We start from the raw sequence: 21,324 nt of genomic DNA, 5'->3' as shown, positions 1-21,324 counted from the left end.
AAAAAAGAGTTTCTTTACCTGTTTTTACCCTATATAAAATGAACGTTTAATTTTTTAATAAAAACTCGGCAACTCCCATCGGAGCCATTTTCACTTCCGCATCTTTGGATTTTAGCACTTCTGACTTCAGTTCCACGAAAGATGCCGGCTGCAATGACTTCCAAACAAATTTGGTTGCTTGTACCAACTGTTCCGGATTAAACAAACGAATCAGGTACGTTCCATCTTTATTGGGAGTAACACTGGTCACTACAATAGTGGTATTGGTCAATTCAAATAACCCTTTGGAAAGCGACAATCCAGTTTTAATCGGCAAGGCTATTAAGGGTTGAGTAAACTCAGATGCCGACATTTCCATCTCGCTTTCATTAACTTGATCATGCGGACGCAACGCATACCTAAAATGGGCTACTCCTTCCTGATCCGCTTTATAATTGGTATGCCAATAATTGTTCATGGCATAACTGAACCAGGTGGCTGTGGGATGCCCCTCTTTTTTCCATTCTTTGTGATTAGGCGGCACCGTTTGTCTTTCGTCTATTATGTTTCCCGGCTCCACAAATGGCGTTTCCAGCCACATCCATTGCAGACCTTTTTCGGAAGATGATGCATCCAGCCATCTGCGGCCATATAGATAGTCCATATTGGAACCTGCCAGCTGATCTTTCAGATAGTGCATACTGCCATATCCTGCATCTAAGGTTGTGTTAGTTAATAAGGAGTTGAAAGGATACCCAAAATGCACCCCTTCTTTGGCTCTTACCTTTTTCTTATCCAGAACATTCTCCACTAAAACCTTATCATCTCCATTATAGAGTGAAATCCTGCGTTCTAAGGCATTAGCTCCCGGTGCCTCCGAAACGAGGGAAATGGTAGTTAATACGGGTCCGTTTTCAAGAATCGCGACCCTAACCTGTCCATTGGTAAGAGCCTCAGCTGGATTTAATCCTGGCACATACCAATAGCTGTTCATCCCCTGATTATTGAAAGTTCCTGCATAGTTAAAATCATTGTCTTTCGCTAAACTTGCGATACTGCCATTTGACGAATCCCAGCTGATACCTATTTTCCCGTTGGTCATGGAATGGTCAGTTAGCATCAATTTACTTGTTAATGGAGCAGTCGCTTCATCAACGATTTCATAGGTTGCGGATCCCAGTGCCGGCACATCATTGGCCATGAACACATAATTTCCGTTAGCCAGTTTTTGCAAAGGACTTTTCTTGCCCGAAGCATCTTTTACCGATTTTCCCTTCAGCGTACCGGGCACTTCCACCGGCCCACTCCGTTTCCAGGAAGATGTGTTGAAAACAGCAATTTTATTAGACTGTTCATTACGCAAAGGTTGCATCAGAGTTGTCCATAAGGTATTTATCTCCGCATCGGCATCGAGCATGAACTGCTTTTTGATACGCCATTGTTCTGTAACAAAGGGTACATCCGGCTCTGTAATACTATTATGGGCACCCCAGGTATGCTCATGAAACATAATGACATTGGTCCATGCATTATAAAACTTCTTTTCATCGTACTTCTTCGGATCAACCATAGCGTACAAGGTGGTTAATTGCTGCAAACGTAAACTGTTCACCCTGTTTTTGCCTTCTTCGGAGGCGGTTGAAATTGCGCCATCCTCCCAATAAGGGGTCATATCTCCCTTTACTGATGGAATCTGCGCTCCATACTTTTGCTCAAAGGTTTCAAAAAGCTTATCCGTGGTGTTCAGTACAATTTTAGGCGAACTGTACTTTTCATTCCACTGTTTCACAAAGTCGGAGATAGTAGTATCTATCGGGCCGTTATCTGCAACAATATTATACCTCCATTGAACCAGCTCATAAGGATAATTCTTTTCAGTTAGCTCGTTTAAATAAGCGGCGATTTTCTTGGGACCACGCTCAAAGACTGCTCCTATAGCCGTTCCATGCCAAGAAGAATACCCTTTGGCTCCGGCCCAAAACAACACTTTTTCCTCTCCGGAAGGGGAACTCCACCAAACCGGCTTATCACCCCATGTTTTAACGAAGTATCCCACTCTATCCCCTCCGTAAGGGTGACTTTCTCCCAAAAAATTGGGTCCGCTGGAAAAATACTTCACCCCTCCTTTTGAAAGGGCTGTAACGGTTGTCCAGGCAAATCCCGGAACATCGGAAATCATCGCACTGTTGATCTTCAGGCCCAACTCTTTACGGAGCCGTACCGCATAATCTGTATAATGAAACATTTCTTCAGGCTGACTCAGTCCGGTTAAGATATTGGCATACAAAGCCGACAAACAAATGCTGCCCGATTTTACGGCTTTTAAAAACTTCTCCTTCTGAACCGGAGAAGCTTGTTGTAGATAATGTTCTACCGCCCACAACGATTCGATGTTCCATTTGAACCTGGCTTCGGCAGGATAAGACCTGGTCTTATCAATCATCGCCAAAGCATCATCAATATTCTTTATATGGATTTTCAAAACCTCCGGTTGAAGATGAGAATAACCGATGTCGGTATGGGAATGGTGGATAAAATTCAGTTCACGATAGACAACCGGTTTTAGGTGCACGAAAGAATTTATCAAAACTTTCCCCTGCACAAGAGCATAAACAGAAACACTGTCATCTTTTTTTACGGCAGCAACCGGAATATCGAAATTATTAACCCCTTCTTTTACAACAAAGGTGTACAATTCTTTATCGTTCACTTTAACCTTTAATGGTTCGTCTTTTCCAAAATGCAGGGCAGTGATAACAATAGGCTGTTTGCCATTTTTTAAAAGAAAAGGCATAGCAGCCACAGTGACTTTTTCCTCAAACGAAAACTTAAAAGTCATAAACCAGTCTTTACTATCTTCAGCCTGGCCAACAATTTTGAGGCGAACCGGCTTCCCTGGCTTTACTTTACTCAAAGGCAAGCGCAAAAAAGCCAGTCCGTGGGCATCATTGGCTCCATCTCTTTTGGTTTGCTGAAACACTAATGCAGAACCATCAGGAGCATCAAACCGCCAATTCGGCATTTGATTGTTGGGCAGGGTGGTAAAGGTCAATAACTTTACACCATCGACATACAGATCATAATTGCGCTTTCCACTGCTTGTTGCCGAAGAGTGGGCAGCTACCCACCCAAAATAAACATAATCGCCCTTACTATTTTGAGGGACAGTTGTCGTTTCCCATTCAATCGCTTTTTTACCATCGGTATTGCGGGTTAGTAAAGCTTTGGTCGCATAATCAGGAAAAGCAGAATAATAATCGATATTTTCCCCACTAATTTCCCTGGCGAAACCGTTAATCCAGCTTATTTTACCAAAATAGGGCACGGCTTTTTGCGCCATCACCTCTTGTGATAACAGAATTAGAATTAAAATGCCTTTTTTTAAAACTTTTATACTTTTCATTTAAATCGGGTTAAGAACAACTAATTTGAAGCACTTTGTAAGCACCAGAATTCTTCAATATCTTCAAGGCTTTGTCCTTTAGTTTCAGGGATTTTTTTCCATGAAAGGAAAAAAGCATAAGCACTGCATAAGGCAAAAATGAAGAAAGTAAATGCAGGCCCGTAATTATGTAATAATAAAGGAAAAAACTGACCCACTACCCAATTGGCAATCCATAAACTCACAGTTGAAATAGCCACCGCTTCGCTACGAACTTTTGTCGGGAAAATTTCTGAGATAACCACCCAGGTTACGGCGCCAAATGAAAACGAAAAACAAGCTATAAAAAAGATGATTGGCATAAGCACCATCCAACCATTTGAAAGGTTTGTTATAAATAAAACGGAGGCAAACAATAAAGACAATACTGCTCCACCTATGCCCCAGAGCAATAGCGGTTTTCTTCCTATCCTATCCACGAAATAGATGGCCACAAATGTGAAAAGTGTATTTACGATGCCAATGGTAACTTGTCCTCCTAGTGCATCGCCCAATTTAAATCCAGCTGCTTCAAGAATGGAGGGACCATAATAAATAATGGCATTAATTCCGCTAAATTGTGATAGTGCAGCCAAGAGTATACCGATCGCCATCGGCTTTTTATACGCGCCTTTAAATAGATCAGTCAGTTTGGTGACAGTTTCATCCTTAAACGAGTTTTGAATCCCTTCCATTTCAACTTTTGCATATTCCACATTTGAAATTTTAGTCAATATCTTTTCTGCCTCTGCGGTTCTATTTTTCAAAGCCAACCAACGAGGACTTTCCGGGATCAACATTAACATTAAAAGAAAAACAACTGCCGGAATAATTCCAATGGCAAACATTCCTCTCCATACTTCCTTAACGAACAGCAAGTCCACCCATCCACTTGTTGGCAAGGCTATAGCCAAAGAGGTTTGAATCTTTGCGTTAGAAAAATAAGCGACCAAAATACCGATGGTAATCGCCAGCTGATAAAATGTTACCAGTTTACCTCGCAATTGAGAAGGAGATAGTTCGGCGATGTACATCGGACAAATTGCTGATGCCACACCAATTCCTACGCCTCCTATCAGTCGAAAAACAATTAAAACAACAGCATCCTGAGCAAAAGCACAGCCCCATGCCGAAATAACAAACAAAAAAGCTGAAAGCAACATCACTTTTTTTCGCCCTAATGTATTGCCTAACTTGCCACTTATTGCTACCCCAATCATACAGCCCAATAAGGCTGAACTTACAAACCATCCCTCCATAAGCGGCGCCATTCCGTACTGCTTTTTAACAAAACCGATTGTACCGGAAATAACTGCGGTATCAAAACCAAACAAAAAGCCGCCTATTGTTGCGGTCAGGATAATTAAACTGAGGTAAATTAGATTAATGGTCGACTTTGGTTGCATAAAATAAAAGTTTAGGTTGTTTAGGTTGTTATTATTTTTTATCTCATTCTGTTTGCCTATAGTGCTTAAAGCACGGGTATTTTTTTAGTTCAATTTTTCGTTGCTCATGCTTAATGGGGCTTTTTCCACTCCCCATTTTTTATTGGCTTGAGCTCCCATTTCAAAAAGGATTGTTCCTCCCTTCATCAGACGATTACGATCAATCCAGCAATTTTCTATTTTTTTATTATTGAATGAAGCTGACTGGATGTACACATTCTCTTTCGAGTTATTTTTGGTTTGTATAACTAATTGCTTTCCTGAATAATACTTCGGATCAAGCTGAATGGTTACTTTATCAAAAAGCGGACTTCCAAACTGGAATGATGGGTTCATGGCAGCATGGCCCTGAACATCAAACAAACCAAGAGCAGCCATAACATACCAGGCGCCTAACTGTCCCTGATCCTCATCCTGCCCAACACCGTACCCTCGCAGTGGTTCAGTTCCATAAAATTCATCGCAAATAGCTCTTGTCCATTTCTGAGTAAGCCATGGTTGGCCGGAGTAATTGAACAACCAAGAATCGAGCAAACAGGGCTGATTACCATGATTGTATTGTAAATCAATTCCAGAGAAGCTGTCGATCTCCTCAGAGCTTCCTCCAAACTTGTTTTTTTGCGACTGAACAAACATGTTTCCCAGGCGGTTGTTAAATTCGTCTTTACCCATCAGCTGGATCAAACCCGCCACATCATGAGGCACATACCAAGTGTATTGAAAAGCGTTTCCTTCCTGAAAACCATCCCAGGCTTTCATGGGATCGAATTTTTCAATGAACGATCCATCTTCTCTTTTAGGACGAATAAATTTGGTTTGTGCATCAAACAAATTCTGATAATATCCGGCCTGCTTGATTAATTTTTCGTAGTCAGTTGTCTTACCCAAAGCTTTTGCCATTTGAGCTACTCCGTAAGAACTATATGCATATTCTAAGGTATGGGAAGATCCAAAATTAAACACCCAACCGTTAGGCAAAACCGTATTCTTATAAGGAATGTAACCGTTTTTAACGAAATCAATCAAATCATACTTCCCGTTTCCGAGGTTACGATCACGGTATTCCACCTCATTTTTAAATGCAGCTTCATAGCCTTTATCAACTTCAAAATCACGTATTCCGCAATTGTAAGCCGAAGCAATCAGTAATCCCTGAAAATTAGTTTGTACCCCATTGGTATATATACCAGCCGCTTCTCCATCGTGCAACCAACCGCGATTTTTGTAATAGTCTATATTCGATTGAACGTATTCTGTGAAATAATCGGGATAGGCCAATGCCCATAACTGGCTGAGGTTCCAGAAGCCACCCCAGATACCGTCGGTATTATAATGATGATACTTAGGCTGGCCTTTCCCATCAAGTGGAATTTGTCCCACACCACCATCAACCATCGGATATTGTCCATTGACGTCGCTTGAGATGCCGCGCCCCAGCAAGGCGTGATACAATCCGGTGTAAAACTTTACCTGATTCAGGCTATCACCTCCATCTACCCGAATCCTACCTAATTTTTCGTTCCATGCCTTTTGGGCAAGATCATGCACCTCATTAAATGTTTTTCCTTCAGCTTCCGCTTTCATATTCAACCGTGCATTTTCAACCGAAGTATAACTTAAGCCGGTAACGATTTCCAAAGTTTCGTCCTTTTTCATGTCGAAAGTCAGAAACAGGCCGTTGCCCGTTCCTTTGGTTTGGGCGACGCCACTTGTTTGAAGTGAATCAACAAAAGCACCTGTAGTTAGCGGCTGCATGTTAAGTTTTGCAACAAAATACATTTTCACTTTTTTATCCGGATCGCAGAATTTGGCATACTCCGGATACGTTTCAATATATCCTTCCACCTCATTGCCATTTACTAATTTAGCATACGCATCGGTAACACCACTGCTTTCGCCCTGACGATGCCCAATGTCAATTATGAGATGGGCTTGTTTGGTTTCAGGAAAAGTGTACCGATGAAAACCTACCCGCTCGGTGGCCGTCAACTCTGCTTTGATTCCGTAATCTTTCAGCAATACCGAATAATATCCGGGCTCAGCATGTTCAGTTGACTTGTCGAAACGGGAACGGTATCCTCCCTCCGGATTTTCAAGTGTTCCCGGAATGGTTTGTAGTTTGCCAACAGTAGGCATAAATACCAATCCGCCAATCTGAAATTCATGAAAATTGCCAAATCCTTCAATCGATGTATGCCGGTCGTCGTAACCACAAGGGCCCCAACTTCCCACACTCCCGTAAGCATTGGTATGCGGAGCTAATTTGGCCATGCCAAAAGGAAGAGATGCGGGTGTATAAAAGAACCAACGACCGTGAACCGATCCAATCTGAGGATCAACGAAAGCCGACAGGTTCGCCATATTCTTTTCAGATGAACAAGAACAAAGTAGTATGATGAGACAAAAAAATATCAAATTCCTGAATGGACGCATTTTTTACAGTTTTGATTTTATATAAAATTTAAATAAAAAGACAGATCACAATCACTCAGATAGCCTGTTAACAACACTCATCCTTCACATAAGCGATCACCAGCATTGCCTTCTTTACTGAATTATTTTTTACACTATATTTATTTGTCGCTGCCGGTATCACAAAGGTTTCTGCGTAATTAAACACATCCGTTTTATTCTCTACTGAAACCTCTACCTTATTACCTTCTACTAGCATACAGATATGGCATTGATTATTTGTGTTAACGTTTATCTCGTCTGTAAACTCAAATCTTTCAATTGCATAAAAATGTTCGGGATGTGTGGGAAGCTGAAATTGTTTATAGTTTCTGCCTTCTGCTATAAGAGTCGGTTGGGAAATGAGTGTTTCTTGCACCATTTTCCCTTTTCTTTCAAAGTATAGGTTTTCAAAAGCATGCTCGATATTAATAGGCCGGGGCTGTCCGTTTAGGCCCAATCGCAACCAATCATACATTTTAAACGTAAAAATATAAGGGGTACTGCTAATTTCCAGCACCATATTGTTTTTCCCTGAAGCATGAATTGTCCCGTTGGGTATCAGGAACAGATCGTGTTTATTAGCCTTAAATTTTTGAACGTATTTTTCTGCCTGCATTTCAATGCCGTTATTTTGTGCATCGAGCAAAGCAGATTTAAATTCAACCGGATTAATGTCTTCTTGAAAACCGAGGTAAACATCAGCACCGGGTTCACAATCGAGAATGTAATACGTTTCGTCCTGAGTAAAGTTCTCTCCAAAGTTTTCTTGAATATAAGCCGTACGCGGATGGCATTGAATAGAAAGATTCCCTCCATCAAAAGTATCCAGAAAGTCAAAACGGATTGGGAATTCTGTACCGAAACGCTGAGCGGCTTTTCCCAAAAGCTTGGTATTATTATGAAACAAAAGAAAATCAAATGATACTTCCAGTAAGTTTTGGTTACCTTCAATTACGATTCCATTTTCAGGAGTGATTAATTCAAAAGACCAGGCATAGTTTACTTCATCCATATTCAGTCCTTTGATATTTTTCTTCATCCAGTTTCCGCCCCATACTCCGGCTTCGAACCATGGCCTTGCCCGTAGCGGCTGCTCCAGCATTTTGGTCAACGTATTTCGGAAATCTCCCCCTTCCATCCACGTAATTTCATGGATTCGTTGTTCATCAACAATACTGTCAATTTCCGAAAGTAATTCCTCCTTATGTTTGTTCAATACAGGCCATTCTACAAAATAAGCTCGTTTATACATTTGGGCATTATCAAACAAGTCAACAGCACCAATATTTTTCACAGATCCGGCTCTCATTCTGTATTGAATTTCATTTTTGGGCACATCCACATAAACCAGATGACTGTCCCAATTACCTAAGGCTGCACCAGTTCCGTAAAGTATACATAAATCGGCAGAAGCATCCGGCTGCAACATTTCCAATTTTTCTTTATCAAAGAAATCGGACAAACTACCCATGTACCTTTTCCCAAAAACCGGATCGTTTCCCTTTAAATTATCGCTAATCATAGCGTCAATCTCTTCAGTTGTTTTGAGACAGGTGTTTACATCGTACCAAAAAACTTTTTTATTCCTTTTCTGAAGTTCCGTATGCAAGTGTGTTCTAAAATTCTCCCACAACACCCCGTTAAAGCCATCGATTACAACGGTTTTCTCATTGCATATTTTTTGGGCCAAGGCATCAAAACCAGTAAAAACCAAAAATTCGGAATGAAATGAAGGGAAAATAGTATATCCGTTACCTGATTCAACAGCGTTTACAGGCAATACTGGCTGTGTTGTCTTTCTTTCAAGAAAATTGGTATTCTGCTTATTCATATTGTTTTTTCGTTCAGCAATAACAGCAGCTCCTGTTAAAATACACTCCTCGGTATCTTCACAAAAAACTACATTAATCGGTTGTCTCATCTGCGCCAAACCATCTTTCAATGATTTTTCAAACAATGAACTGGCTTTGGCAATATTTCCTCCAATAATTAATTCATCACACTCAAATTGCTGCAACCAAGGGAACAAGAATGTAGCGAGATTAATCCCAAATTGATTAAAAATGGAACCTGCAATTTCAGCATCGGCAGCTATCATTTCCTTAACTGATGCAATTTCTTTCCCTGTTTGTTTTTTATATTCACTCAAAAACCAACGCGTTGAAAAACAGTCATCAGCTTTTGCATCCAAAAATGGCTCGTCGTAAAAAGCTCCAATAGCCGGCAATTGAGGATGTTGGGTAAGCAAAACCCCGTTTTCCATAAAGGCTGATCCAAAACCTGTTCCCAAAGTCAGGAATACCGTTTTTCTGCTTTCCAACTGATAACGATGATAAACACCCTCCGCAAAACAGTGCGCATCATTTGAAAATACAAAAAACGCATTGGTTAGCCCGGTAAAGTCGGCCATTGCTTGTTGCATATGAATTCCGAACATATTTTCGAATTTTCCGCCAACATTCGCAATGGCACAAACGCCCTTTTCGTAATCAAAAGGACCTGGAAATGCTATTCCGACAGACTCTACAGTAGCCTTATCGTGAAGTATTTCCTTGATACAATCACTAATATTAACCACAATTTCATACGCCGAATCCTTTGCGTCAATATTTTTTCTGATTAACTCCAAAAAAGTCTTCCCCTGTTGATTTGTATCGATATTGGTCACTGAAACATGGCTTCCGCCAACATCAACTCCAATTGTATTGTAATTTTTCATTGGTTATATTGAACGTTTTATTTCTATACTATAGGTAAACCAATCGTTGCGATAATAGCCAAGATTGTATTCCACCGGTTGACGGGCACGGTCCAACACGATTCTCTTTCGCTCAAGTAGGGGTTGCCCTTTTTCTATCTTTAGCAGCGCTGCAATTTTAGCGGTCGCGGCAATTGCTCTTAATTCTTCTTGAGAATAGACAGGAACAATGTTATGGTCACGATCTAACAATTCATAAAGTGGTTTTTCAAAATTCTCATGTTCGGAAATCCCTGTCCGAGGATGAAAATAAGATTCAAAATAAACCATCGGATTCTCATCCGTACTACGGGTACGCTGCAAACAAACCACACGTTCACCTTCTTCAATCTGCAGAGCCTTAGCTACATCTACTGTAGCTTGTATTTTATGAGCTTTAATGATCAGGTTCTTAAAAACCAATCCCATGTCTTCCATTTCACGGGTAAAGCTCATCCAATTGTTGAGGTTCGTGGTAATTCTATGTTGAGTCACCCTGGTACCGATTCTTTTTTTTCGTTCCAGCAGATTTTCACTCACCAGAATACTGATAGCCTGCCGGAGTGTATTTCTGGAAATACCCCAATGCCGGGCAAGCTCCGTTTCTTTGGGAAAAATTTCTCCTTTACTAAAATCAGGATGTTTTATGAGTTCCCTTAATTGTTCCTCGGCTTGCTTATGCAAAGGCACTTTGCTGTTGTGATCAAGTAAAGGAATTTTGCTCATATGTTCATACATAATAACAAATATATTTTTTCCAAAGAACTAATCAAGATTCCTTATTAAATAAAAATCTAAAGCTTTTATATTTATTTCAAATACAAAACGATTTGGAAACTTCGGAAACCGGCTCATTCTTGAAAAGTTTTATCATCAGCTTTTACCTGGTGGTAGTAATGTGGTGTGTTAAGTGGGTTGAATTTAAGTATGATATTAATTTTGCTTCGTTCGGAATTGTACCACGTACAGTACCTGGATTAATTGGAATCCTCATCGCCCCATTCATTCATGAAGATTTTGTTCACCTCACTTCAAATTCTCTCCCCTTATTAATTACAACTACCATGCTTTGGTATTTTTTTGAAGAAATGGCTACCAAAACCTTTTTATCGATTTACATTATAACCGGAATTGGGGTTTGGTTATTGGCCCGGCCAGCCATTCATATCGGTGCAAGCGGCGTAATTTATGGATTAACCGCCTTCTTATTCTTTAGCGGATTGTTCCGTCGTGACTATCGCTTAATGGCGCTTTCCTTGCTCATTATATTTCTATATGGCAGTTTGATCTGGGGTATTTTTCCGTTCATTCCAGAAATCTCTTGGGAATCACATTTAATAGGCGGATTGGTTGGTACCTTCATTGCCTTCTTATTTCGAAAGCAAGGTCCGCAACGTAAAGTGTATTCGATTGAAATTGAAGAAGATGATTTGGGAGAGGAAGATGAATACTGGAACACGGCAGAAGAACCAGGAACAGACGAAGAGGAAGAAGATAAACAATCATAACCTTGACGTTGAGTTACATACACCGTCAAACCAAGGTAATTTTAGTCGGTTTTTATTTGTATTAAATCTAAATAACTGTATTTTTGGCGCATGATATTATTGTGCCAGAACGAATTAGGTGAAATTTTTAATGATTCGTCAAAAGCTTGTTTACAGTTAGTCTTAAACGGTAAAAAAACATCGCTCCGAATTTGTGAGTTTTTGTTGCTTCGTCAGCGTTTAAACGATACCGACTGGAAAGGGATTTTGTTAGACACGGATCCTAAGGACGATTTTCATCGTATTGGTTTAAGCATTAAAAGTAAAGCAGTCGTTTTTGAACTTCATAATGCGCTTCGCCTTCGAGATCTGACAAACACAGCCTATTTTTATTTTTCTCTAAAAGATATGCTTTCAAGATCAGGAGTTACGATGCAACACGATCTTACCATTCCCTCGGAAGAAGAACTGGTCAATTGCTAATCCCTTATTTGTTTGCACTCGGGCTGAATATTGTCAGGCTCAATCGATTTATTTAAAAAGCTTCCAAATTATTTTATTTTCAAGCCTTTTCTAAAACATTGGCGTAAATTGGTTTTAACAAACTTTTTCGCCATGAAAACTGCACTTAGATTTAAAACCTCCTTACAAGAAAATATTCAAGACCTTCTTAACGATCAAATCGCAATGGAGGCACATTCTTCATCGGCTTATTTAGCGATGTCGGCTTGGTGCCACGTGCAAGGTTTACAAGGAACTGCAAATTTTTATCGTAAGCAATCAGGAGAAGAACGTAACCACATGATGAAAATCTTTGATTACATCGCTGACGCGGGAGGTCATCCGATTTCACCTGATGTAAAAGACATTCCTAAAAACTTCAACAACTTGCATGATTTATTGCTCGCCTCTCTGGAGATGGAGGTAAAAATCACTGAAAGCTTCAATAAAATTGTGGAACAATGTAATAAATCCAGAGACTTTCAAACCGCTCGCTTTTTAGATTGGTTTTTAGATGAACAATTAGAAGAAGAAAAAACCGCACGCAGAGCCATTGAACTCTATGAATTAATAGGAACGGAAGGTACCGGATTATTCCGCATTGATCATGAGATCGAAAAATTAGGATTGGAATAAATAGCAAATACCTAAAAAAGAGGCTGTTTCGATTGAAGCAGCCTCTTTTTTTATGGCTTATTTTACGGGAACCATTTTCAAACACACGGGTTTATCAATGCTTAGTATTACATCTGTCTTTTCTAATTTTCCACTACTTGCGTTAATTTTAAAAACCTGTATCGTATTACTATCACGATTAGCCACCAACAGTAATTTACCCGAAGGATCAATCGTAAAATTTCGAGGATGAAGGCCTACCTTAACATGCTCGACCATACTTAACTTACCATCATTCCCTACCTTATAAACAGTAATATCATTTGCTTTAGCCCGGTTGCTGGTGTATAAAAACTTACCGTTCGGGGTTAAATGAATATCTGCACTTCCTTTGTTTCCTACCCCGGCAGTTGAATCGGAGGTTATGGTTTGAATTAACTTTAAATTATTGTTTGACCAGTTATAAACTGCCACTTTTCCAGTAAGCTCGTTTAATAAATAACAATACTTTTTATTGGGATGAAATTCGAAATGGCGCGGGCCGGAACCAGGCTGGAGAGTATAAAAGGCAGGCTTCGCCTCACTTAGCACTTCTTTTTTCACAGAGTCGAATTTATATTGATACAAACGATCATTACCTAAATCAGCCGCCAACACATAATTGCCATCGGGAGTAAAATTAGCACTATGCGCATGTGCTTTTTCCTGGCGATCAGCCACTATGCCCTTTCCCTGATGCACTATATTTTGAGCAATCGGGGTTAACGAACCATCTGTCTTGGTCTTAAATACAGCAATATTACCTGAGCTGTAGTTTGCAGCAATAACGTTTTTACCCGAAGCATCCACCGTTACATAGCAAGGATGATCACCTTCGGAAAGTTGAGTATTAAAAAAATGTAATTGCCCGTTTGCTTTATCAAATGAAAAAGAAGATACTGCTCCTTTATGCTCCCCATTTTCATTAACCGCGTATACAAACTTTTGGTTTTTAGAAATTGCTAAATAGGATGGGTTTTCGGATTTAACCTCACTTTGATAGGTAAACGTTATCTTCTCCGTATTAAATTTATAAACATAGATACCCGTACTTTTTCCATCGGTATAAGTTCCTACTAGTAAGTAATAATCAGACGTCTGTGCTTTTGCAAAAAATGACAGAAATAGCAAGAGCATAATGATAGTTCTTTTCATAGAAAAATGTTTAATGCCACGCCAAGATAGGTAATTATTGAAGTAGAAATTCTAAATTATTACTTGAAGTCATATTCCCAATTTATGCCTACGCTTCCATCATAAAAAAAAGGAGTAAGCAATGAGTAGGCAGTTTCTGATTTGTGTACAGATTCGGCTTTATCAGGAAAAATCCAATAAGCAATTTTGGTGGACAGCATACCAACCCCTGCCCCTGCGACAACATCTGAAAACCAATGTTTATTATTATACATCCTGAATGCACCGGTTGCGGCGGCTACAGCATAACCCGATATACCAATCCATGGGGAAACAGATTTATATTCCTGATGCAAAAACTCAGCACCCATAAAAGCAGTTGCCGTATGCCCTGAAGGGAATGATTCATAATTAGATGAATCAGGGCGTTGAACATGGGTGGTACTTTTAAGTGTTCGGACAGCTAAGGCCATAATCCCTGCTGAAACTCCGTAAATGAATGCAGACCGCTTCATGCTATTTCGCCCTTGCACACCTCCAACTTTTAACCCCAAAGCAGCTACCGAGGGCACATATTGCAAATAATTATCGATTTTGGTGGAGAATTGCGGATGATTTTCCACTATTTGATCGCGAATATGAATATTAAACTGCTGTAGTTCATTATTATTTAAAGCTACCCCCCCATATGTAATAAAAGTAATGGGTATAAATACCTCTTTTAGCTTTACTTTTAAAGGAGTATTTGTATTCGTATTTAAAGATGCGGAAGGAACGGCGTGTTTGGTAATGAGCGTATCTTTGGCAAAAGAACAATATTGAGCCGTTGCATTATTTAGTTGTACCATTCCCAAAAACAACATGCCATATTTTACAAATCTCATATCTTCTTTTTCTAATACTGTTTGGTTCCGCTATCAAAGGTAATATTCCAAACTAACGTAAAAAGCAACGTAAATAATATAAGCTTAAAGAAAAGCTGATTTTCTATCTTTACTAAAGTTTATTCTTCTATCAATGACAGATTCATTGCCACTTACTTTTGAACCACTTTCTCCTTCCAATTGGCATCAGTTCGAGCGATTATTTGGAGAAAAAGGAGCATGTGGAGGCTGCTGGTGTATGTCGTTTAGATTAAAAAGAGCAGATTTTGAAGAAGGAAAAGGCCAGAGCAATAAAGATGCAATGAAGGAACTTGTGTTTGACAACAGAATGACAGGTTTACTAGCCTTTTATGAAGGCGAGGCCATTGCCTGGTTATCCATGTCGCCAAGAGAAGAATTTGTAAAACTTGAAAACTCCCGAATTCACAAGCGCATTGATAATACAGCCGTGTGGTCGATTCCTTGTTTTTTTATAGCCAAACCCTTCAGGCGAAATGGCGTTTCGATGGAATTATTAAAAGCAGCTATTCAGTTTGCTAAAGAGAAAAATATAAAAGTACTGGAAGCCTATCCTACTATTCCGTACAATCCGAAAATGCCCGATACTTTTGCTTGGATTGGTTTTCTATCCTCCTTTGAGAAAGCCGAATTTCAAATCGTAGATCAGAAATCAAAAAATCGCCCCATGGTGAGATATTACCTTTAAACCTTTCTGTTGAATAACTAAAAACCAACTTAGTGTAAAATGTACCGAATCTAATTCTCATTTAACATTCTCATTACATGGACTAAAGTCGATTTTCATGAATAGATTTTCCTGAATTAAAAAATCACACGGCTATCAAATTACGAAGTAGTTTACAAATGCTTAATATTTTTTTTATTTTGACATCAAACATTATACTATTTTGCTATTTTTGAAAAATGCTTCAATGATAAATTTAAGCTTAGTAAAGAGATTCAACTTTTATAAAGAATAGACTATGATTATAATTGCCGATGGAGGTTCAACCAAAACCAATTGGTGCCTTTTGAATAAAGAGAACAAAAAGATCTACTTTAACACAGAAGGCTATAATCCTTATTTTATTGATACTGAAGGCATAATTCAATCACTCCGAACCACCCTTCCCGATAACATTGAAATTAGCGATATTGAACACGTAAGCTTTTATGGAGCCGGTTGCTCGAACGAAGACAAAAAGAATGTTGTTGCGAAGGCATTGGAAACAGTTTTTAGCAAAGCGCGTGTATATGTTGGCCATGATTTACTTGCAGCTGCCCGTGCATTATTGGGGACTGAATCCGGTTTTGCGGCCATCCTCGGAACAGGAACGAATTCATGCTTATATGACGGCCATGACATTACAATGAATGTTGACTCTTTAGGATACATGTTAGGTGATGAAGGCAGCGGTTCTTATATCGGTAAGCGCATTTTACGTGATTACATGCGTGGATCAATGCCATTGGAAATGGCCGAAGCATTCCATCGCACTTTCGGATATTCGCACGCAGAGATCATGGAGCAGCTTTATAAAAAGCCATTGCCAAACCGTTATCTGGCGAGCTTCAGCAAGTTTGTATACGATAACAATAATGTACAGCCTTATGCCAGAGATGTTGTAAAAGAAGCTTTTACTGCCTTTTTCCGTGATTTAGTAAGCAGGTATCCTGATTACCAAAATTATAAATTCAACTGCATCGGTTCTGTAGGCTATAATTTCAGAGATATCTTAAGTGAGGTTAGTGCTGAGTTTGGAATGCAAGTGGGTAAAATTGTACGTTCTCCAATTGATGATTTGGTACAATACCACATTAATGAACTTAAAATTACAGCAGTGTAAATTTTGTATTACATATAGGAATACTACGGTGTGAGCAATCACACCGTTTTTTTGTCACCACGAATAAGCATTCTGAAACTGAAAAACGATTGAATGCGATGATAGCCTTTTAAACATTATTCTTTTTCAGTTTCGTTCACATCCATTAGGGGCTTGCGTTTGATTTTCATGATTTCTAGAAGCAGAAAGCCATATTAATTTACTGAAAATAAGATAAATAGATAATAAATTAAATTCAAACAAAAAACTTTTGAAATAAGACAGATCAGAATTTCATGAGATCATACTATTGGCCTATACCTTCATTTTCAGTGAAAAACCAAACGAGTTCCCTCTAGGTAACATTATCATATTTTTCTAACTTTGCGCTCTTATTAAAACTTTTAAAAAATTAACACATGTCAGTTAACAAAATTAAAGTTGCCAACCCGGTAGTGGAATTGGATGGTGACGAAATGACCCGTATCATCTGGAAATTTATCAAAGATAAACTCATTACTCCATACCTCGATTTAGATATAAAATATTATGACTTAGGCATTGAGCATCGTGACGCTACCAATGATCAAGTTACTGTTGATGCAGCTGAAGCAATCAAAAAATATAATGTAGGTATCAAGTGTGCTACCATTACTCCTGACGAAGAACGCGTAAAGGAGTTTAGCTTGAAACAAATGTGGAAATCACCAAATGGAACGATCCGTAATATTCTGGATGGAACTGTTTTCCGTGAGCCTATTGTTTGCAATAATGTACCTCGTTTGGTTCCAAACTGGACTGCTCCTATCTGCGTTGGTCGTCATGCTTTCGGTGATCAGTACAGAGCTACCGATTTCGTTACTAAAGGAAAAGGTAAATTAACCATTACCTTCACGCCTGAAGATGGAAGCGATGCTCAATCTTTTGAGGTGTATAATTTCAAAGGCGATGGCGTAGCGATGGCGATGTACAATACCGATGAGTCGATCCGTGGTTTTGCCCGTGCTTGCTTTAATCAGGCAATCATGAAAAAATGGCCTTTATACTTATCTACCAAAAACACCATTTTGAAGAAATACGATGGTCGTTTTAAAGATATTTTTGAAGAAGTTTACCAAGGTGAATTTAAAGCCGAGATGGACAAATTAGGCATCACATATGAACACCGTTTGATCGATGACATGGTTGCATCTGCTTTAAAATGGAATGGTAATTTCGTTTGGGCTTGTAAAAACTACGATGGCGACGTACAATCTGATACCGTTGCTCAAGGTTTTGGTTCATTAGGTTTGATGACTTCTACATTGGTTACTCCGGATGGAAAAACAATGGAAGCTGAAGCTGCTCACGGAACCGTTACCCGTCACTACCGCGAACACCAAAAAGGAAACCGCACTTCGACCAATCCAATTGCATCAATCTTTGCATGGACCCGTGGTTTGGAATTCCGTGGTAAATTAGATGGCAACCAAGCTTTGATTGACTTCTGTCATGCATTAGAGCAAGTTTGTGTTGAAACGGTTGAATCTGGTAAAATGACTAAAGACTTAGCAGTTTGTATCTACGGAAACAAAGTTACTGCTGATCAATATTTATATACTGAAGATTTCTTAGCAGCTATCGACGAAAACCTGAAAGCAAAGCTTGAAAAGTCATTAGTTAACAGCTAGTAGAAAAGATAGATCTTTCTATTAATAAATAAACGAGGCTGTCTCCTGTTTTTTTAAAACATAGGAAACAGCCTCGTTTTACATTCATACCATAAAATCAAAACACTGTATATATAAGTTAGTTTTAGAAGAAAAACTTAAGAATAAACAAGACAGCTATTATATAAACAGCAATATTAACCTGACTTGCCTTCCCCGTAAAAACTTTAATAAACACAAACGATAGCATTCCAAAAACAATTCCTTGTGCAATACTATACGTAAATGGCATCATTACGATGGTTATAAAGGCAGGAATGGATTCTCCAAAATCATTAAAATCAATATTAACTACACTGGAGATCATAAACAATCCAACAATTATCAAAGCCGGAGCTGTTGCTGCATCGGGCACCAATAGAAAGATCGGCGCAAAGAACAATGCAAGCAGAAACATCCCTGCCGTTGCCATAGCGGTTAAACCAGTTCTTCCTCCTGCTGCCACTCCCGACACACTTTCAACGTAAGCAGTAACGGTGCTTGTGCCTAATACGGCTCCAATGGTTGTACCAATAGCATCGGAAAACAAAGCCTGTTTTACTTTAGGAAATGAACCATCCGGTAAAATCAAGCCCGCTTTACTGGCCACACCGATTAAGGTTCCCACTGTATCAAACAAGTTCACAAACAGGAATGTAAAAACCACAATTGCCATATCTGCCGTAAAGATCTGTGTCCATTCAAACTTCATGAAAATCGGCGAAATACTTGGAGGCAAACTAATCCAAGCACCTGAGGGCAATACGGTAACTCCTAAGGGAACTCCGGCAAAAGCAGCGACAATAATTCCTATTAAAATAGCTCCTTTGACGTCAAGCGTCACAAGTACGCTGGTTACTATTAATCCGATAAATAGCACCCATACATGTGGATTTGCGATATTTCCCAAGGTTACTAACGTAGCCTCATTACCTACTATCAGCCCTGAATGTTTTAAACCAATTAAGGTGATAAACAAACCAATACCTACTGGAATAGCATGTTTCAACGTTTGCGGGATACTATTCACAATCAATTCGCGAATATTAAAAAAGGTTAATACCAGAAATAGTAAACCTTCAATAAACACGGCAGTAATAGCAAATTGCCATTTATAGCCCAGTCCCTGTACTACCGTAAAAGCAAAAAAAGCATTCAGCCCCATACCACTGGCCACCACCACCGGAAGATTTGCCAATAATGCCATCGCCAGCGTTCCAATAACAGCAGAAAGAGCGGTGGCGGTAAATAAGGCATGTTTGTCCATGCCGGTTGTACCCAAAACAGCAGGATTCACGGCCAATATATAGGCCATGGTCATAAAAGTGGTAATGCCTGCAATAATTTCTGTTCGAACCGTTGTGCCGTGTTCGCGTAGCTTGAATAAGGATTCGAGCATAGTTTAGCTGTTAGGTGCTTGAATATACCAAATTAAAAACATTCCTAAGAAACAACGTCACCAAACAACTGCCAAATAGGATCTTTGGGCAAGGGAGCGGTAATGGTCATTTCTTCTTTCTTAACAGGATGAATAAAATTGATTTTACGGGCATGCAGATTAATACTCAAATCAGGGTTAGAGCGCTGATAGCCGTATTTTTTATCTCCACGGATAGGACAACCTATATTTGAAAGCTGAACGCGTATTTGATGATGCCGTCCTGTAATTGGATCCACTTCAATTAAATAATACGAATCAGACTTACCGATTACCTTGTAATTTAATTCTGACCGCGAGCTTCCTGGCACTTCTGTATCATAGGCCTTAGAAGTGTTTTTCTCCTGATTCTTCTTTAAATAGTTAATCAGGTTTCCTTCAGGCTTTGGCGGTTGATTTTTCACCAGAGCCCAATAAGTTTTATGAATATCTCTTGATTTAAACAATGCATTAAATCGTTCCAACGCCTTACTGGTCCGTGCAAAAAGTATAACTCCGCTTACCGGCCGATCAATACGATGTATTAATCCTGCAAAGGCTTCGCCCGGTTTATTGAAGGTATATTTGATATAGTCTTTTACGTGATCAATCAGTGGTTTATCGCCAGAAATATCACCCTGTACCGGAATACCCGATGGTTTATTAACAGCAATAATATGATTGTCTTCATACAGGATTTCAAGATCTTTATAATTAAAGTCAGAGGCGAAGCTCATTTAGATTGGTTTTATTTTAGGATAACGGGCAGGAGATTCTATCGTCACGCTGAACAGAGTCGAAGTTCTTTTGCTACACGCCTCGACTCCACTCAGGCTGACTGTGGTGCCCCCATAACCCGCAATTCAAAATTATTTATTTACTAGTATTGTTCTTTTTCGTTCGGGAAATCACCTGATTTTACATCAGCGATGTAATTTTGAACAGCCCCTGTTATTTGCTCATACATGTTCAAATATTGACGCAAAAAACGAGGGCGGAACCCTTTGGTAATACCAAGCATGTCATTCACCACCAATACCTGCCCGTCACAATGTTGTCCAGCACCAATTCCGATAGTAGGGATTTTCAGCTCTTTAGAAAGGCGTTGAGCTAATTTAGCAGGGATTTTTTCTAATACTATCGCAAAACAGCCCGCCTCTTGCAGAATATGGGCATCTTCAATTAACTTTTTAGCCTCCGCCTCTTCTTTGGCTCGTACCGTATAGGTTCCAAATTTATAAATTGATTGGGGGGTTAAGCCCAGGTGTCCCATTACCGGAATACCTGCAGAAATAATTCTTTCTACTGATTCTCTTACTTCTGCTCCACCTTCTAATTTCACTGCATGACCACCCGATTCTTTCATGATTCTGATTGCGGAAGCAAGAGCTTCAATCGAATTTCCCTGATATGAACCAAAAGGTAAATCAACCACAACCAATGCCCGTTTTGTGCCACGCACCACCGAACCTGCATGATAAATCATATTATCAAGTGTAATAGGTAATGTTGTTTCAAAACCAGCCATTACGTTGGAAGCGGAATCACCTACCAGCAATACATCTATTCCTGCTCCATCAAGGATGACAGCCGTTGAATAATCATAAGCCGTTAGCATTGAAATTTTTTCTCCGCGCACTTTCATTTCCTGAACAGTATTCGTGGTAATTCTGCGTATTTCGGTATGGACAGACATT

16 protein-coding genes are annotated in these 21,324 nt (G+C 39.4%); 6 read left to right on the top strand and 10 right to left on the bottom strand.

Annotation, left to right across the window (positions count from 1 at the left end):
* Window positions 1-46: 46 nt before the first annotated feature.
* From FN756_RS11390 to FN756_RS11370, 5 genes are all read right to left on the bottom strand, one after another.
* Complete coding sequence (locus FN756_RS11390) at window positions 47-3,382, bottom strand: glycoside hydrolase family 38 N-terminal domain-containing protein (protein ID WP_142604241.1); 3,336 nt, start codon at window positions 3,380-3,382, stop codon at window positions 47-49.
* Window positions 3,383-3,402: 20 nt separating this feature from the next.
* Entirely contained in the window at window positions 3,403-4,806 is a 1,404-nt protein-coding gene (locus tag FN756_RS11385; protein ID WP_142604240.1) for a sugar porter family MFS transporter, read from the bottom strand.
* Between the two features lie 84 nt (window positions 4,807-4,890).
* Window positions 4,891-7,278 (bottom strand): GH92 family glycosyl hydrolase, encoded by a 2,388-nt coding sequence (locus tag FN756_RS11380; RefSeq protein ID WP_142604239.1) that lies wholly within the window; start codon window positions 7,276-7,278, stop codon window positions 4,891-4,893.
* Between the two features lie 67 nt (window positions 7,279-7,345).
* Complete coding sequence (locus FN756_RS11375) at window positions 7,346-10,018, bottom strand: ROK family protein (RefSeq protein ID WP_142604238.1); 2,673 nt, start codon at window positions 10,016-10,018, stop codon at window positions 7,346-7,348.
* A gap of 3 nt (window positions 10,019-10,021) precedes the next feature.
* Entirely contained in the window at window positions 10,022-10,762 is a 741-nt protein-coding gene (locus FN756_RS11370; protein ID WP_142604237.1) for a GntR family transcriptional regulator, read from the bottom strand.
* Window positions 10,763-10,866: 104 nt separating this feature from the next.
* Between FN756_RS11370 and FN756_RS11365 the strand changes: the two genes are divergently transcribed.
* From FN756_RS11365 to FN756_RS11355, 3 genes are all read left to right on the top strand, one after another.
* Window positions 10,867-11,544 carry a rhomboid family intramembrane serine protease gene (locus FN756_RS11365; protein WP_142604236.1) on the top strand — a complete coding sequence of 226 codons (678 nt, stop codon included), beginning with the start codon at window positions 10,867-10,869 and terminating at the stop codon, window positions 11,542-11,544.
* Between the two features lie 90 nt (window positions 11,545-11,634).
* Window positions 11,635-12,006, top strand: a complete 372-nt coding sequence (locus FN756_RS11360; RefSeq protein ID WP_142604235.1) for a hypothetical protein — start codon at window positions 11,635-11,637, stop codon at window positions 12,004-12,006.
* A gap of 132 nt (window positions 12,007-12,138) precedes the next feature.
* The gene (locus tag FN756_RS11355; protein WP_142604234.1) at window positions 12,139-12,660 is read left to right on the top strand and encodes a ferritin; all 522 of its coding nucleotides are present in this window, start codon (window positions 12,139-12,141) and stop codon (window positions 12,658-12,660) included.
* 57 nt (window positions 12,661-12,717) lie between these two features.
* On the opposite strand, the gene FN756_RS11350 is transcribed toward FN756_RS11355, so the two are convergent.
* Window positions 12,718-13,833 (bottom strand): lactonase family protein, encoded by a 1,116-nt coding sequence (locus FN756_RS11350; RefSeq protein ID WP_142604233.1) that lies wholly within the window; start codon window positions 13,831-13,833, stop codon window positions 12,718-12,720.
* Between the two features lie 59 nt (window positions 13,834-13,892).
* Window positions 13,893-14,696: a phosphatase PAP2 family protein gene (locus FN756_RS11345; RefSeq protein ID WP_142604232.1), complete on the bottom strand. Its 804-nt coding sequence runs from the start codon at window positions 14,694-14,696 to the stop codon at window positions 13,893-13,895.
* 133 nt (window positions 14,697-14,829) lie between these two features.
* Here FN756_RS11345 and FN756_RS11340 point away from each other — a divergent pair, with 133 nt between their 5' ends.
* The 3 genes from FN756_RS11340 (at window position 14,830) to FN756_RS11330 (ending at window position 18,192) form a co-directional block, all read left to right on the top strand.
* Window positions 14,830-15,402: a GNAT family N-acetyltransferase gene (locus FN756_RS11340; RefSeq protein ID WP_142604231.1), complete on the top strand. Its 573-nt coding sequence runs from the start codon at window positions 14,830-14,832 to the stop codon at window positions 15,400-15,402.
* Between the two features lie 277 nt (window positions 15,403-15,679).
* On the top strand, window positions 15,680-16,543 hold the full coding sequence (locus FN756_RS11335; RefSeq protein ID WP_142604230.1) for an N-acetylglucosamine kinase: 864 nt from the start codon (window positions 15,680-15,682) through the stop codon (window positions 16,541-16,543).
* A 398-nt stretch (window positions 16,544-16,941) separates the two neighbouring features.
* Entirely contained in the window at window positions 16,942-18,192 is a 1,251-nt protein-coding gene (locus FN756_RS11330; protein WP_142604229.1) for an NADP-dependent isocitrate dehydrogenase, read from the top strand.
* A gap of 124 nt (window positions 18,193-18,316) precedes the next feature.
* Here the strand turns inward: FN756_RS11330 and FN756_RS11325 are convergent, their stop codons facing one another.
* The 3 genes from FN756_RS11325 to panB all read right to left on the bottom strand — a co-directional run bounded on the left by FN756_RS11325 (window position 18,317) and on the right by panB (window position 21,323).
* A complete protein-coding gene (locus tag FN756_RS11325; RefSeq protein WP_142604228.1) occupies window positions 18,317-19,609 on the bottom strand; it encodes an NCS2 family permease in 1,293 nt (430 codons plus the stop codon).
* A gap of 44 nt (window positions 19,610-19,653) precedes the next feature.
* On the bottom strand, window positions 19,654-20,364 hold the full coding sequence (locus FN756_RS11320; RefSeq protein ID WP_142604227.1) for an RluA family pseudouridine synthase: 711 nt from the start codon (window positions 20,362-20,364) through the stop codon (window positions 19,654-19,656).
* 143 nt (window positions 20,365-20,507) lie between these two features.
* Window positions 20,508-21,323, bottom strand: a complete 816-nt coding sequence (gene panB, locus FN756_RS11315) for a 3-methyl-2-oxobutanoate hydroxymethyltransferase (RefSeq protein ID WP_142604226.1) — start codon at window positions 21,321-21,323, stop codon at window positions 20,508-20,510.
* Window position 21,324: the final 1 nt, after the last annotated feature.

This window comes from Solitalea koreensis (assembly GCF_900182575.1).
Lineage (GTDB): Bacteria > Bacteroidota > Bacteroidia > Sphingobacteriales > Sphingobacteriaceae > Solitalea > Solitalea koreensis.
The sequence above is the reverse complement of the archived record's forward strand: the minus strand, read 5'-3'. Positions and strand labels throughout refer to the sequence as shown.